Annotated in this window: 15 protein-coding genes and 1 tRNA gene; 15 read left to right on the top strand and 1 reads right to left on the bottom strand. The window is 68.0% G+C overall.

Features of this window, described 5'->3' with window-relative positions; all coding sequences use genetic code 11:
- Positions 1-109: 109 nt before the first annotated feature.
- From gshA to AC51BJ_RS10390, 3 genes are read left to right on the top strand one after another with little or no spacing between them, the layout of a single operon-like run.
- Positions 110-1,432, top strand: a complete 1,323-nt coding sequence (gene gshA, locus AC51BJ_RS10380; RefSeq protein WP_430435501.1) for a glutamate--cysteine ligase — start codon at positions 110-112, stop codon at positions 1,430-1,432.
- A 7-nt stretch (positions 1,433-1,439) separates the two neighbouring features.
- Positions 1,440-2,390 (top strand): glutathione synthase, encoded by a 951-nt coding sequence (gene gshB, locus AC51BJ_RS10385; protein ID WP_496280155.1) that lies wholly within the window; start codon positions 1,440-1,442, stop codon positions 2,388-2,390.
- Positions 2,362-3,411: an FAD:protein FMN transferase gene (locus tag AC51BJ_RS10390; RefSeq protein ID WP_496280156.1), complete on the top strand. Its 1,050-nt coding sequence runs from the start codon at positions 2,362-2,364 to the stop codon at positions 3,409-3,411. The genes gshB and AC51BJ_RS10390 overlap by 29 nt, the downstream gene beginning before the upstream one ends.
- Positions 3,412-3,436: 25 nt before the next feature.
- Here AC51BJ_RS10390 and AC51BJ_RS10395 read toward each other — a convergent pair whose 3' ends face one another.
- Complete coding sequence (locus AC51BJ_RS10395) at positions 3,437-4,540, bottom strand: GGDEF domain-containing protein (protein ID WP_496280157.1); 1,104 nt, start codon at positions 4,538-4,540, stop codon at positions 3,437-3,439.
- A 189-nt stretch (positions 4,541-4,729) separates the two neighbouring features.
- Between AC51BJ_RS10395 and AC51BJ_RS10400 the strand changes: the two genes are divergently transcribed.
- The 12 genes from AC51BJ_RS10400 to AC51BJ_RS10455 all read left to right on the top strand — a co-directional run bounded on the left by AC51BJ_RS10400 (position 4,730) and on the right by AC51BJ_RS10455 (position 13,787).
- Entirely contained in the window at positions 4,730-4,819 is a 90-nt protein-coding gene (locus AC51BJ_RS10400) for a DUF2256 domain-containing protein (RefSeq protein ID WP_232419883.1), read from the top strand.
- Positions 4,812-6,353: a cryptochrome/photolyase family protein gene (locus AC51BJ_RS10405; protein WP_496280158.1), complete on the top strand. Its 1,542-nt coding sequence runs from the start codon at positions 4,812-4,814 to the stop codon at positions 6,351-6,353. The genes AC51BJ_RS10400 and AC51BJ_RS10405 overlap by 8 nt, the downstream gene beginning before the upstream one ends.
- 366 nt (positions 6,354-6,719) lie before the next feature.
- On the top strand, positions 6,720-7,166 hold the full coding sequence (gene ybgC, locus AC51BJ_RS10410; protein ID WP_496280159.1) for a tol-pal system-associated acyl-CoA thioesterase: 447 nt from the start codon (positions 6,720-6,722) through the stop codon (positions 7,164-7,166).
- Complete coding sequence (tolQ, locus tag AC51BJ_RS10415; protein ID WP_304000683.1) at positions 7,163-7,840, top strand: protein TolQ; 678 nt, start codon at positions 7,163-7,165, stop codon at positions 7,838-7,840. Before ybgC ends, tolQ begins: the two co-directional genes overlap by 4 nt.
- 24 nt (positions 7,841-7,864) lie before the next feature.
- Positions 7,865-8,275, top strand: coding sequence for an ExbD/TolR family protein (locus AC51BJ_RS10420; protein ID WP_496280279.1), 411 nt, complete (start codon positions 7,865-7,867; stop codon positions 8,273-8,275).
- On the top strand, positions 8,275-9,111 hold the full coding sequence (gene tolA / locus AC51BJ_RS10425; RefSeq protein ID WP_496280160.1) for a cell envelope integrity protein TolA: 837 nt from the start codon (positions 8,275-8,277) through the stop codon (positions 9,109-9,111). Before AC51BJ_RS10420 ends, tolA begins: the two co-directional genes overlap by 1 nt.
- Positions 9,112-9,145: 34 nt before the next feature.
- Complete coding sequence (gene tolB, locus AC51BJ_RS10430) at positions 9,146-10,420, top strand: Tol-Pal system beta propeller repeat protein TolB (protein ID WP_496280161.1); 1,275 nt, start codon at positions 9,146-9,148, stop codon at positions 10,418-10,420.
- A gap of 46 nt (positions 10,421-10,466) precedes the next feature.
- Entirely contained in the window at positions 10,467-11,027 is a 561-nt protein-coding gene (gene pal, locus AC51BJ_RS10435; protein WP_304000687.1) for a peptidoglycan-associated lipoprotein Pal, read from the top strand.
- The gene (ybgF, locus tag AC51BJ_RS10440; protein WP_019916238.1) at positions 11,027-11,779 is read left to right on the top strand and encodes a tol-pal system protein YbgF; all 753 of its coding nucleotides are present in this window, start codon (positions 11,027-11,029) and stop codon (positions 11,777-11,779) included. The genes pal and ybgF overlap by 1 nt, the downstream gene beginning before the upstream one ends.
- Entirely contained in the window at positions 11,776-12,468 is a 693-nt protein-coding gene (queC, locus tag AC51BJ_RS10445) for a 7-cyano-7-deazaguanine synthase QueC (RefSeq protein WP_496280162.1), read from the top strand. The genes ybgF and queC overlap by 4 nt, the downstream gene beginning before the upstream one ends.
- A gap of 46 nt (positions 12,469-12,514) precedes the next feature.
- Positions 12,515-13,630, top strand: coding sequence for a YeeE/YedE family protein (locus AC51BJ_RS10450; protein WP_496280163.1), 1,116 nt, complete (start codon positions 12,515-12,517; stop codon positions 13,628-13,630).
- Between the two features lie 81 nt (positions 13,631-13,711).
- Positions 13,712-13,787, top strand: a tRNA-Lys gene (locus AC51BJ_RS10455).
- The last annotated feature ends 7 nt before the right edge of the window (positions 13,788-13,794 follow it).

Genomic DNA, 13,794 nt, shown 5'->3' on the forward strand with positions numbered 1-13,794 from the left:
CGCGGATGCGCAAGAAGCCCGGATTGTACCGGAGCGGGGAGGCGACCCCGGCTGCGGGTGTAGAATCCGCGCGCCTGAACCTCATTGCGGATTGCGCCCGCTCACGCCCATGGTGCCTCACCTGACCACCGCGCTCACCGGCCCGCTGCTCGCGCTGGAGAGCCGATTTCTCGAACGCCAGACCGACATCGAACAGTGGTTCCGTTCGCAGTGGCTGGAGCACAGCCCGCCCTTCTATGCCTCGGTCGATCTGCGCAACGCCGGCTTCAAGCTGGCGCCAGTCGATACCAACCTGTTTCCGGGCGGCTTCAACAACCTGAACGCCGAATTCCTGCCGCTGTGCGTGCAGGCCACCATGACGGCCGTCGAGAAGCTGTGCCCGGAGGCACGCAACCTGCTGCTGGTGCCGGAAAACCACACGCGCAACCAGTTCTATCTGCGCAATGTCGCCCGGCTGGCGCAGATCCTGAAGCTGGCCGGTCTGAACGTGCGCATCGGCAGCCTGATTCCCGATCTCACCGGCCCGACGCCGCTCGACCTTGGCGACGGCCAGACGCTGACGGTTGAACCGCTGATCCGCCTGCCCGGCGGTCGGCGCATCGGCGTCGCCGGTTTCGATCCATGCGCCATCCTGCTCAACAACGACCTGTCGGCCGGCGTGCCCGAGCTGCTGCAGAACGTCAATGAGCAGACCTTCATCCCGCCGCTGCACGCTGGCTGGACCACGCGCCGCAAGTCGCAGCACTTCGATGCCTACAGCGAGGTCGCACGCAGCTTCTCGTCGGTCATGGACATCGATCCGTGGCTGATCGACCCGCTGTACGACGTGTGCGGCGACATCAACTTCCAGGAACGCAGCGGCGAGGAATGTCTGGCGACCCGGGTCGGTGCGCTGCTCGCCCGCATCCGTGAGAAGTACCAGCAGCACGGTGTCGATCACGAGCCCTTCGTCATCGTCAAGGCCGACGCCGGCACCTACGGCATGGGCATCATGACGGTGCGCGACCCGTCCGAGGTGGTCGGCCTGAACCGCAAGCAGCGCAACAAGATGGCGGTGGTGAAGGAGGGGCTGGAAGTCAGCTCGGTGCTGATCCAGGAAGGCGTGCCCACCTTCGAAAGTGTCGATGGCGGCGCGGCCGAACCGGTGGTCTACATGATGGATCGCTACGTCGTCGGCGGCTTCTATCGCGTGCATGGCGAGCGCGGCATCGACGAGAACCTGAATGCGCCGGGCATGCACTTCAAGCCGCTGGCTTTCGAGTCCTGCTGCTCGATGCCCGACCCGGGCTGCGCGCCGGACGCGCCGCCCAACCGCTTCTATGCCTATGGCGTGGTGGCCCGCCTCGCGCTGGTCGCGGCCAGCCTGGAACTCGAGCGCGGCCTGCCGATGAGTGCGGCGGAAGAGGCGCTCGAAGCGGAACTGAGGGGTTGAAGCGGACATGAACCTGCGCCTCGCCTTCATCGTCGATCCGCTCGACAAGCTCAAGCCGGCCAAGGATTCGAGCATCGCGATGATGCGCGAGGCGGCGCGGCGCGGTCACGAAATCTGGACCATCCAGCGCCCGAGCATGAGCCTGCACGGCGACGAGGTGATGGTGACCGCGACCCGCATCCAGCCGCAGCGCAGCGGCGTGCCCTGGTACGTGGCGCTGCAGACGCAGCCGCGTGCACTGCGCGAATTCGACGCCGTGCTGATGCGTCAGGACCCGCCCTTCGATTTCGAGTACATCACCGCCACCTGGATGCTCGAGCGCGCGGCCGCCGCCGGCGTCCGCGTGTTCAACCATCCGCGCGCCATCCGTGATCACTCGGAGAAGGTGTCGATCTGCGAATTCCCGGAGCTGATCACGCCGACGCTGGTCAGCCGCGACGTCGCCGCCATCAATGCCTTCATCGACACGCACGCCGACTGCATCCTTAAGCCGCTCGATGGCATGGGCGGTTCGCGCATCTTCCGCGTGCGCGCCGACGACGCCAACCGCAACGTCATCATCGAAACGCTGACCGAGGACGGCGCGCGCACACTGATGGCGCAGCGCTTCATCCCGGAGATCGCGCAGGGCGACAAGCGCGTGCTGCTGATCGACGGCGAGCCGGTGCCCTACTGTCTGGCGCGCATCCCGAAGGCCGGCGAAACGCGTGGCAACCTGGCCGCGGGCGGTCGCGGCGTCGCCCAGCCCCTCTCCGAGTCCGACCTCGCGATTGCGCGCAAGCTCGGGCCCATCCTCGCGGCGCGCGGTCTGCTGCTGGTCGGGCTGGACGTGATCGGCGACCGGCTGACCGAGATCAACGTCACCAGCCCGACCTGCTTCGTCGAAATCACCGAACAGACCGGCTTCGACGTGGCCGCCATGTTCGTCGATGCGCTTGAACGTGCGACGACGCGCTGAGCGTTTCGCCGCCGCACTGCTCCTGTTTGCGCTGCTCGCCGGCTGCGGCAAGAAGGAGCCGGTCGAGCGCCAGGAGTCCTTCGTTTTCGGCACCCGCGTCGAAGTGGTCGTGTACGGCCTCAACCACACGCAGGCGCGCGACGCGCTGGGTGAGGTGCTGCGTGAGTTCGACCGCCTGCACCGCAAACTGCACGCCTGGCAGCCGTCCGAGCTGACGCGGCTGAACACCGCCTTCGCGGCCGGGCAGACGGCCGACGTCGATGCCGAGACCGCCGCGCTGCTGGTCGAGGTACAGGCCGCCGCCGCGCGCGGCGAGGACCTGTTCAATCCGGCCGCCGGCGCACTGGTCGAGGCCTGGGGCTTTCACGCCGACGAATTCGTGCCGCGGCGGCCCGAAGCCGCCCGGCGCGACGCGCTGGTCGCGGCGAAGCCGCGCATGGCCGATCTCGTGATCACCCCCCGACCGGACGGTGGCGCCACGGTGTCCAGTCGCAACCCGGCGGTGCAGCTCGACCTCGGCGGCTACGGCAAGGGCTATGCGCTGGACCGCGCCGCCGCCATCCTGCGTGCACGCGGCGTCTGCTGTGCGCTGGTCAACATCGGCGGCAACGTGATGGCGCTGGGCAGCAAGGCCGGCACGCCGTGGCGCATCGGCATCCAGCACCCGCGCAAGCCAGAGGCGCTGGCCACGGTCGAACTGCACGACGGCGAGGCGATCGGCACCTCCGGCGACTACCAGCGCTTCTTCGAACTGGACGGCGAGCGCCTGTGCCACCTGATCGACCCGCGTAGCGGCGAGCCGGTGCGTCACACCCAGTCGCTGACCGTGCTGATGCCGGCAGGCCCGCAGGCCGGTGCCCGCTCCGACGCCGACAGCAAGCCGCTGTTCATCGTCGGTCGCGACGGCTGGCGCGCGCTGGCTGAACGCATGGGTATCGCGATGGCGCTGCGGGTGGACGCCGACGGTTCGGTGGACATGACGCCGCAGATGGCGCAGCGCACGGCGGCGCTGGCGCGTTGAAGCCGCCCGGTCGGCAGACCGTGCTTCAGTCGCAGTGCGTGCTGGCCGGCGCCGGCCCGCATTCGACCCGGTTGCGCCCGCCGGCCTTGGCGCGGTAGAGCGCCTTGTCCGCGTGTTGCAGCAGGTGCTCGGGCGACGTGGTGGTCGAACTGCGGCTGGCAACGCCGGCGCTGATGGTGAGCACGGGCGGGCGCTCCCAGTGCGCGTCCGCGACGTGCGTGCGGATGCGCTCGGCGACGGCGCGCGCGGTCACCGGTTCGGCGCCCGGCAGCACGACCAGAAATTCCTCGCCGCCGAAGCGCGCGACGTAGTCACTGGCGCGCAGCGCCTCGCCGATCAGCCGGGCTACGCGACGCAGCACCTCGTCGCCGTGGGGGTGGCCGTAGCTGTCGTTCACGTCCTTGAAGTGATCGACGTCGATCAGACAGACGGACAGCGGCAGTTGCAGCCGGCTGGCGAGCGCGAACTCCTCGCCCAGTCGCGCCTCCCCTGCGCGGCGGTTGCCGCTGCCGGTCAGCGCGTCCACATGGACTTCGGTTGCCAGCTCCTCGCAGCGCGTCTGCAACGCCTGCCGCTGGCGTTCGAGCAGTTCGTGCTGCTGGCGCAGTTCCCGCGTCAGCGCATGCAGCTGCTGTACACGCATGCGCAGGTGCAGCTGCGCTTCGGCCTGCGCTGCCAGCGCGCCCAGCTGGTCCAGCTGGCGAAGGTCGAGGCTGCGCGGCTTGAAATCGATCAGGCAGAAGGTGCCCAAGGGCAGGCCGTCCGGGTTGAGCAGGGTGATGCCGGCATAGAAGCGGATGCCGGGCGCGCCGACCACCAGCGGGTTGTCGGCGAAGCGCGGATCGTTCAGCGTGTCCTCGATCACCATGCGTCCCCGCGGCGAGACAATGGTGTGCGTGCACAGCGCGGCATCGCGTCGCGTTTCGCGCAGGCACAGTCCGTGCGCCGACTTGAACCACTGGCGCGATTCGTCGATCAGGCTCACCAGCGCTACCGGCATGTCGAACAGTTGCGCCGCCAGCGCGGTCAGCGCGTCGAACGCCGGTTCCGGCGGTGTGTCGAGCACGCACAGATCGCGCAAGGCCTGCAGGCGCTGCGCCTCGTCATCCGGGAAAGGGGCTGTCTTCATCAACGCTCTATCGGGCAGGTGTACGGTTCGCTTGAGTGAATTCCGGTTACGGGCGCAGCGGATGAAACCCGCAGGCGGGCAGACTGTCCAGAGGCGGGCACCAAGACCGCGAGAACGTCGATGAAGTCCCGACACAAGGGCAACAAATCCTTCCTGCCAAGCAAGCCCTGTGCGGTCTGCGGCCGCGACATGACATGGCGCCGCGCCTGGCGGAACAACTGGGCCGAGGTGAAGTACTGCTCCGAGGCCTGCCGCCGCAAAGGATGCGCAGATGACTGATGTCCGCCATCTGGTTCTGGTGCTCGGCGACCAGCTCGATCACGCGTCGGCCGCCTTCGAAGGCTTCGATCCGGCCCGCGATCGCGTGCTGATGATCGAAGCGGCGGGCGAATCGACCCATGTCTGGAGCCACAAGGCGCGCAGCGCGCTCTTCCTGTCGGCCATGCGCCATTTCGCCGACGCGCTGCGTGACCGTGGCTGGACGGTCGATTACCGCGCGCTGGGCGACGGCGACAGCGAAGACCTGGTCGACATACTTGCCGCACGGCTGCGCCGCCACGCGCCCGGCAAGCTGGTGCTGGTCGAGCCGGGCGAATGGCGGCTGGAACAGGCGATCCGCGCGCTGTGCGAGCGTGAGCGGGTGGTGCTCGATCTGCGTGACGACCTTCATTTCATGATCTCCCGCGCCGGCTTTGCCGACTGGGCGAAGAAGTACCGGCAGCTGCGCATGGAGTTTTTCTACCGCATGATGCGCGAGCGCCACGGCGTGCTGATGGAAGGTGGCGAGCCGGCGGGCGGCCGCTGGAACTTCGACGCCGACAACCGCAGCGGCTTCGGCCGCAAGGGGCCCGGCCTGGTGCCACCGCCACTGCGCTTCGAACCGGACGCGATCACCCGCGAGGTGATTGCCGAAGTCGAGGCGCGCTTCGCCGGCCACCCGGGCTCGACCGACGTCTTCGACTGGCCGGTCACGCGTGAACAGGCGCTGGCCGCGCTGTCGGACTTCGTCGAGTACCGGCTCGAACTGTTCGGCCATCACCAGGACGCGATGTGGACCGGCCAGCCCTGGCTCTGGCACGCGCGGCTCAGCGCGGCGATGAACCTGAAGCTGTTGTCGCCACGCGAAGTGGTCGCCGCCGCCGTGGCCGCCTGGCGCGAGCGCGGCCTGCCGCTGCAGTCGGTCGAGGGCTTCGTGCGCCAGGTGATCGGCTGGCGCGAATTCATCCGCGGCATGTACTGGCTGGACATGCCGCGCCTGCGCGACGCCAATCACTATGGCCACGCCCGCGCGCTGCCACGCTGGTACTGGACCGGCGACACCGGCATGAACTGCATGCGCGCCGCCATCGGCCAGACGCTGCGCCACGGCTACGCCCACCACATCCAGCGCCTGATGGTGACCGGCCAGTTCGCGCTGCTGGCGGAGATTGCCCCGCGGCAGGTCGAGGACTGGTATCTGGCGGTCTATGTCGACGCGGTCGAGTGGGTGGAACTGCCGAACGTGGCCGGCATGGCGCTGTACGCCGATGGCGGCCGCTTCACCAGCAAGCCCTACGTTGCCAGCGGTGCCTACATCCAGCGCATGAGCAACTACTGCGACGGTTGCCGCTACAGCCCGTCGGCGCGCAGCGGTGAGGCGGCCTGTCCGGTGACCGTGCTGTACTGGCATTTCCTCGACCGCCACGAGGCCGAATTCGCCGCCAACCCGCGCACCGCACTGATGGCGAAGAATCTGCAGAAGCTCGCACCGGCCGAGCGGGCGGCGATAGGCGAGCGCGCCAGACAGATGCTGGAGAAGCTCGACGATCTGTGAGCGAGGGCGCCGCCGGCGTGCACTGGATCCGCGGCAGGGGTTCTGTGGGAGGAGTCTGCTGATCCGGACGGTAGCCGGTATCGAAGCCTTCGGACTGCAGCGGCCCAGTCGCGGCCAAGGCCGCTCCCACAAGGGGGCACGCCGATTGACGATTCAAGCCCGGGCCGGGGTTCTGTGGGAGGGGTCTTCTGAACCCGACAGCGGCCCTTGTCGAAGTCTGCTCGCCGCAGCGGCCGCGCTCACTGGGGTAAGCCCGAGACCCGCCGGCTGCGGGTGTTTCCTCCCGCGGGTTGTTACATCCCCTTTCCAAGCGAATTTGCTGCCCTGCGCAAAGGCGGGGGCGCGGGTCGGGTAAAATCCCGCGCCATGACTTCACCAGCGCAGCACGTTGCCGGCTTTTCGTGGCCGGTACGCGTCTACTACGAAGATACCGACAGCTTCGGCGTGGTGTACTACGCGAACTACTTCCGCTTTCTCGAACGAGCGCGCACCGAATGGCTGCGCGCGCTCGGTTTCGACCAGGTCGAAATGGCGGCCCAGGGCGTCGGCTTCGTCGTGCGTTCGGTACAGGGCGAATACCTGAAGCCAGCCCGCTTCAACGACATGCTCGAAGTGCGCAGCCACATCGCGTCGACCACGCGTGCCGCGGTCGATTTCGTGCAGCGCCTCTACCGCGGTGACGAACTGCTGTTCGACGGCAGGGTCCGTGTGGTGTCGATCGACATGGCGAAGAACCGTCCGGTATCGCTGCCCGCGGCGCTGCGTGAGCGTCTTCTTCCTTCCATCCAGCCTTCAGTCCCCTCCCTCACATGAATCTTTCCGAAGACCTTTCGATCATTTCGCTCGTGATGCAGGCCAGCCTGCTGGTCAAGCTGGTGATGGCGCTGCTGGTCGGCATTTCCTTCATGAGCTGGTACTGGATCTTCCGCAAGTCCTTCGCCATCCGCGCGGCGCGGCTCAGTTCGGACAAGTTCGAGCTTGAGTTCTGGTCCGGCGGCGACCTCAATGCGCTGTTCCAGAGCGCGGCCAACGACCGCCACAACGCCGGCGGCATGGAGCGCATCTTCGAGGCGGGTTACCGCGAATTCACCAAGCTGCGCGGGCGGCAGAACATCGACACCGCCACGGCCGTGGACGGCGCCCGGCGCGCGATGCGCGCCACCTACCAGCGCGAGCTGGACGAGCTGGAATCGCACACCGCCTTCCTTGCGTCGACCGGTTCGGTCAGCCCCTACATCGGCCTGTTCGGTACCGTCTGGGGGATCATGAACGCCTTCCGCGGCCTGTCCAACGTCGGTCAGGCCACGCTGGCCCAGGTCGCGCCGGGCATCGCCGAAGCGCTGGTCGCGACCGCGATCGGCCTGTTCGCCGCCATCCCGGCGGTGGTCGCCTACAACCGCTTCGCGCACGACATCGACCGCATTTCCATCCGCTGGGAGAGCTTCATGGAAGAGTTCTCCAACATCCTGCAGCGTCAGGCCCGGTAAGCCGCGATGAGAAGACAGCGCCGCATGATGAACCAGATCAACGTCGTGCCTTACATCGACGTGATGCTGGTGCTGCTCGTCATCTTCATGGTGGCGCCGCAGGCCACGCCGACCGGCAGCATCGAACTGCCCAGCGTCGGCCAGGCCTCGCAGACGCCGGTCCAGCCGATCGAGGTGATGGTGAAGGCCGATGGCAAGCTCGCGCTGCGCGACCGCGATAAGGGCGGCAAGGAAGAGGCGGTCACGCGCGATACGCTGGTGAGCCGCCTGCGCGACATGCAAGGTGGCGACGCCAGTCGCGCGCTGGTCGTGGCCGGCGACAAGGCGGTGCGCTACGAGGAAATCCTGCGCGTGATGGATACGCTGCAGGGCAATGGTTTCACCCGCATCGGCCTGCTGGTGCAGACCGGGCAGAACGCGAAACCGGCCCGCTGATGCGCGATCTCGCACTGAACCGTCCGCAGCCCGGCAAGTGGCAGTCGGCCGCACTGGCCGCCGGCATGCACCTGCTGCTCGGTCTGTTCCTGTTCTACAGCGTGCGCTGGCAGACCAGCCAGCCGGCTGCGGTGCAGGTCGAACTGGTGGGCAGCCTGCCGCCGATCGAGGCGCCGGTGCGTCCTCCGCCTCCGCCGCCGGAACCGGTGGTCGAGAAGCAGCCGGAGCCGGTGGTGGAACCGCCGCCGCCGCCTCCGCCGCCCAAGCCGGACATCGCGATCAAGGAGCCGCCGAAGCCGAAGACGCCGCCCAAGGTCGAGCCGAAACCTGTGCCCAAGCCGGTGGAAAAGAAACCGGAACCCAAGCCGGAACCGAAGGTCGAGAAGAAGCCGGAGCCCAAGGTTCCGCCCAAGCCGGACAACCGGCTGGAGCAGGAACTGCAGGACAAGCTGCTGAAGGAATCTCTGGCCCGCGAAAGCGCCGACCAGATGCGTCGCCAGGCCGCGCAGGAAGCGGATCTGATGGCCAAGCTGGCGGCCGATGGCGCGCGCAGCAAGGCGCGCGAAACCTGGGCCGGCCGCATCAGCGCCAAGGTGAAGCCCAACGTGGTGGTGCCGCCCGGCGCGTCCGGCAACCCGGAAGCAGTGGTGGCGATTTCGCTGCTGCCTGACGGTTCCGTGGTCGGCGAGCCCAGATTGAGACAGTCGACCGGCAATGCGGCGCTGGATGCGGCGATACTGCGCGCCATCGTGAAGTCGTCGCCGCTGCCCAAGCCGGAAGACCCGGCCGTATTCGAGCGCAACCTGGAACTGAAATTCCGGCCGCTGGCCGAGTGACCGGCGCCTGCAGACACTTTACGGAAAGGATCCGATGATCAAGCTCTTCAGACTGATGGCCGTCGCGCTGCTGTTCGCCGCGCAGCTGGCCCACGCCCAGCTCACGGTCGAAATCACCGGCGCCGGTGCCAACCGCATCCCGATCGCCATCGCCAACTTCGCCGGAGAGGGCCTGCTGCCACAGGCGCTGGTTGGCGTCGTGCGCGCCGACCTGGAACGCAGCGGCCTGTTCAAGCTGGTCGACCCGGGCCCCACTCCGGTGCATCAGGACGCCGCCGTCGACCTCAACCAGTGGAAGGATCGCGGTGCCGACGCGCTGGCGCTGGCCAGCATCCTGCCGGTGCCGGGCGGTCGTTACGAAGTGCGCATGCGCCTCTATGACATCGCGCGCCAGGGCAAGCCGGACGGCATGATTTTCGTGTTCGCGCCAGCCACCGTGCGGGAAACCGGTCATCGCATCGCCGATTTCATCTACGAGAAGATGACCGGCGAACGCGGCGTGTTCAACACGCAGATCGCCTACGTGGTGAAAAAGGGTACGCGCTTCGAACTGACCATCGACGACGCCGACGGCCAGAACCCGCGCATCGCGCTGCGCTCGGCCGACCCCATCATCTCGCCGACCTGGTCGCCGGACGGCACGCGCCTCGCCTATGTGTCCTTCGAGGCGAAGAAGCCCATCATCTACGTGCATTCGCTGACCACGACCTCGCGCTCGGTGGTGGCCAACTTCAAGGGATCGAACTCGGCGCCGGCCTGGGCGCCGGACGGCAAGCGTCTGGCCATCGTGCTGACCAAGGATGGCTCGTCGCAGATCTACACGATCAACGCCGACGGCAGCGGCCTGACGCGCGTGGCCGGGTCCAGCTCGATCGACACCGAACCGCAGTTCTCGCCGGACGGCCAGTACATCTACTTCACGTCGGACCGCGGCGGCAGCCCGCAGATCTACCGCGTGCCGGCCAGCGGCGGCAACGCCGAACGCGTCACCTTCGAAGGCAGCTACAACGTGACGCCGCGTCTGTCGCCGGACGGCAAGACGCTGGCCTACGTATCGCGCAATGGCGGCCGCTTCCAGATCACGGCGATGGATCTGGCGACGCGGCAGACGCAGATCCTGACCGACTCGTCGGGCGACGAGTCGCCGTCCTTCGCGCCGAACGGCCGGATGATCCTGTACGCATCCGAGATCGGCGGCCGCGGCGTGCTGTCGGCGGTGTCGGCCGACGGCCGCGTCAAGCAGAAACTGTCCGGGCAGGCTGGCGGCGATGTCCGCGAGCCGGCCTGGGGCCCGTTCAACAAACCGTAATACCGTCACAACCCCACGCAGTAGCGAAACCAGAGAGGCCAACACCATGCGCACCCATACCAAGCTTTCCATCGCAGCCCTGACGCTGGCCGTGCTGGCCGGCTGCTCGTCCACCGGTCCGGAGCAACCCGCCGCGCCGACCGAGGACAAGTCCCCGACCGCACCGACCGGCCCCTCCGTGTCGCCGGTGACGCCGCCGTCGGTCGACGGCAAGAAGATGACCGCCGAAGAGGCACTGCTCGCCCAGCTGAAGGACCCAAACAGCCCGCTGTCCAAGCGCATCATCTACTTCGACTACGACAGCTACGTCATCAAGGACAGCTACGCCAGCCTGATTTCGGCGCACGCCAAGTTCCTGACCGCCAACCCGAAGTTCAAGATGCTCATCCAGGGCAACACCGACGAGCGCGGTTCGCGCGAGTACAACCTGGCGCTGGGCCAGAAGCGGGCCGAAGCGGTCAAGCGCGCGCTGATGCTGCTGGGCGTGCAGGAAGCGCAGCTGGAGTCGGTCAGCCTGGGCGAAGAGAAGCCGCGCATGGTCGGCAGCGACGAAGCGTCGTACGCCGAGAACCGCCGCTCGGAAATGCTCTATTCGGGTGAGTTCTGATGCAGGCCCGCAACGGGGTCGCGGCGGCGCTCGCCGCGCTGTTCATCGTCGCGGCTCCGGCGCGGGCCGCGCTGTTCGATGACGAGATCGCGCGCCAGCGCATCGAGGACCTGCGCGCCGATACCAAGGCGCGCATCGGCAAGCTCGAAACGCAGCTCGAACAGTCGCAGCGCACGCAACTCGATCTGAGCAACCAGATCGAGACGCTGCGCGGCGAGATCGCCAAGCTGCGCGGCCAGGTCGAGGTGCTCACCTACGAGCTGGAGGCGTCCACCAAGCGGCAGAAGGACTTCTACCTCGATCTCGACACCCGACTGCGCGCGCTGGAAACCAAGCCGGTCGCCGCAGCCGAGCCCGAGGTCGATCCGGCCGCCGAGCCGCGCGACTACGAGGCGGCGCTGAACCTGCTCAAGGGCGGCAAGTACGCCGAGGCGCAGCTGGCGTTCGAAGCCTTCATCAAGAGCTGGCCGAAGAGCAGCTTCCAGCCGGCTGCCCACTACTGGGCCGCCAGCGCCGCCTTCCAGACCAAGGCTTACTCGCGTGCCGCAGAGCTTTATCAGCAGGTGCATGCGCAGTGGCCGGCCGACGTGCGGGCGCCGGAAGCGCTGATCGGACTGGCCAACACGCAGCAGATCCAGGGTGACGCCAAGGGCGCGAAGAAGACGCTGGACATGGTGATCGCCCAGTATCCGGGCACGCCATCGGCCGACGTGGCGCGCCAGCGCATCAAGCAGGCAGCGCAGAAGAAGTGAGCGGGCAGGGTGCGGGCGGCAGGGCCGCAGTCGTTCTGCTGTCCGGCGGCCTGGATTCGGCCACCGTGCTGGCGATGGCGCGTGCGCAGGGGCTGCACTGCTACTGCCTGTCGCTCGACTACGGCCAGCGTCACCGGGCAGAGCTGGCGGCGGCCGAGCGCGTCGCCAAGGCGCTCGGTGCGGCCGGCCATCTCACCATTGCGCTCGATCTGCGCGCCTTCGGCGGCTCGGCGCTGACCGACAGCGCGATCGAGGTGCCGACCGGCGGCGTGGCGCGGGGCATACCGGTCACCTACGTGCCGGCGCGCAACACCATCATGCTGTCGCTGGCGCTCGCCTGGGCCGAAGTGCTCGGCGCGCAGGACATCTTCTGCGGCGTCAATGCGGTGGACTACTCCGGCTATCCCGACTGCCGCCCGGAGTACATCAAGGCTTTCGAGGCGATGGCCAACCTGGCGACCAAGGCAGCGGTCGAGGGCGCGCGGCTCACCCTGCACGCGCCGCTGATCAGCCTCACCAAGGCGGGTATCATCCGTGCCGGCGCGCAGCTCGGCGTCGATTACGCGCTGACCGTGTCCTGCTACCAGGCCGACGACGAAGGCCGCGCCTGCGGTGTGTGCGACTCCTGCCGCTTGCGGCGCGAGGGATTCGCGGCAGCCGGGGTGGCGGACCCGACGCGCTACCGCTGAACCGTCGTCCCGCATTCCGGGGCGGCGTTACCGCTCCGGAACGACGATGGAACTGAACATCCACACCGAAACACTGGCAGCCGTGTTCGCGCTGTCTGTCGCGCTGGGCGCGCTCACCTCGCGCACCGGCTTCTGCACCATGGGTGCGGTGTCCGACTGGATCAATATCGGCGACCTCGGCCGCATGCGCTCGTGGATGCTGGCGATTGCCACGGCGATGGCCGGCCTGGTCGGGCTCGAATCGGCCGGCGTGGTCGACCTCAGCACCACCTATCCGCCCTACCGCACGCCGCAGCTCGCCTGGCTGCGCTACATCGTCGGTGGGCTGATGTTCGGCGTCGGCATGACGCTGGCCAGCGGCTGTGGCAACAAGACCCTGGTGCGCATTGGCGGCGGCAACCTGAAGTCGCTGTTTGTGCTGGCGGTCGGCGCCGTGTTCGCCTACCTGATGATCTTCACCGATTTCTACGCCAGCGCCTTCGGCTGGATGAACGACTGGACGCTGTCGCTTGACGCCCGCGGCATCGACTCGCAGGCGCTCGGTTCCGTCGTCGCCGGTGCAGTCGGCGGTGACGCCGCCATGCTGAACCGGGCGCTGGCCTGGATCATCGCCGCCGCGTTGGCCGTGTGGGCCTTCGCCTCGGCCGATTTCCGCCGCAACATCGACCACGTGGCCGGCGGCATCGGCTTCGGTCTGGCGGTGCTGGCGGGCTGGTGGCTGACCGCCGGCCCGCGCGCGGCGGCGTGGAAGGAGTGGGCCGAATTTGCCGACGTCATGCCGAGCCGGGTCGAGGCGCAGTCCTACACCTTCGTCGGCCCGATGGCCGACGGCGCGCGCTGGCTGCTCGATCCGACCAACACAGCGCTGCTCAACTTCGGCCTGATGGCGCTGGCCGGCGTCGTTGTCGGCGCCTTCATCCATGCCCTTGCCAGCGGAAAATTCCGCGTCGAGTGGTTCCGCGGCACCGCCGACGTCGTGCGTCACGGCATCGGCGGCGCGCTGATGGCCATCGGCGGCGTGCTCGCCTCGGGCTGCAGCATCGGTCAGGGCATCACCGGCGTATCGACGCTGGCGCTGGGTTCGGCCATTGCGCTGCTCGCCATCATCGCCGGCTCGGCGCTGACCATGAAGGCGACCATGTGGTGGCTGATGCGCGACTGAGCTGCGCGCGGCACCGGGCGGAAAATTCCGGGTTGACAGAGCCCTTTCGCTCACCTATAGTCCGCGGTCTTCGCAAGGCGAGGGTCGGTAGCTCAGTCGGTAGAGCAGCGGACTTTTAATCCGTTGGTCGCGAGTTCGAGTCTCGCCCGACCCACCACGCGGTG

This window comes from Methyloversatilis sp. S146-33 (assembly GCF_059552495.1).

Bases quoted from the DNA above. Each gene is read 5' to 3' on its own strand.
- pal (WP_304000687.1), top strand. From the start codon at position 10,467: ATGCGCACCCATACCAAGCTTTCCATCGCAGCCCTGACGCTGGCCGTG.
- ybgF (WP_019916238.1), top strand. From the start codon at position 11,027: ATGCAGGCCCGCAACGGGGTCGCGGCGGCGCTCGCCGCGCTGTTCATC.
- gshA (WP_430435501.1), top strand. From the start codon at position 110: ATGGTGCCTCACCTGACCACCGCGCTCACCGGCCCGCTGCTCGCGCTG.
- AC51BJ_RS10420 (WP_496280279.1), top strand. From the start codon at position 7,865: ATGATGAACCAGATCAACGTCGTGCCTTACATCGACGTGATGCTGGTG.
- AC51BJ_RS10400 (WP_232419883.1), top strand. From the start codon at position 4,730: ATGACATGGCGCCGCGCCTGGCGGAACAACTGGGCCGAGGTGAAGTAC.
- AC51BJ_RS10395 (WP_496280157.1), bottom strand. From the start codon at position 4,540: ATGAAGACAGCCCCTTTCCCGGATGACGAGGCGCAGCGCCTGCAGGCC.
- gshB (WP_496280155.1), top strand. From the start codon at position 1,440: ATGAACCTGCGCCTCGCCTTCATCGTCGATCCGCTCGACAAGCTCAAG.
- ybgC (WP_496280159.1), top strand. From the start codon at position 6,720: ATGACTTCACCAGCGCAGCACGTTGCCGGCTTTTCGTGGCCGGTACGC.
- AC51BJ_RS10405 (WP_496280158.1), top strand. From the start codon at position 4,812: ATGACTGATGTCCGCCATCTGGTTCTGGTGCTCGGCGACCAGCTCGAT.
- AC51BJ_RS10390 (WP_496280156.1), top strand. From the start codon at position 2,362: ATGCGCTTGAACGTGCGACGACGCGCTGAGCGTTTCGCCGCCGCACTG.
- tolA (WP_496280160.1), top strand. From the start codon at position 8,275: ATGCGCGATCTCGCACTGAACCGTCCGCAGCCCGGCAAGTGGCAGTCG.
- tolQ (WP_304000683.1), top strand. From the start codon at position 7,163: ATGAATCTTTCCGAAGACCTTTCGATCATTTCGCTCGTGATGCAGGCC.
- tolB (WP_496280161.1), top strand. From the start codon at position 9,146: ATGATCAAGCTCTTCAGACTGATGGCCGTCGCGCTGCTGTTCGCCGCG.
- AC51BJ_RS10450 (WP_496280163.1), top strand. From the start codon at position 12,515: ATGGAACTGAACATCCACACCGAAACACTGGCAGCCGTGTTCGCGCTG.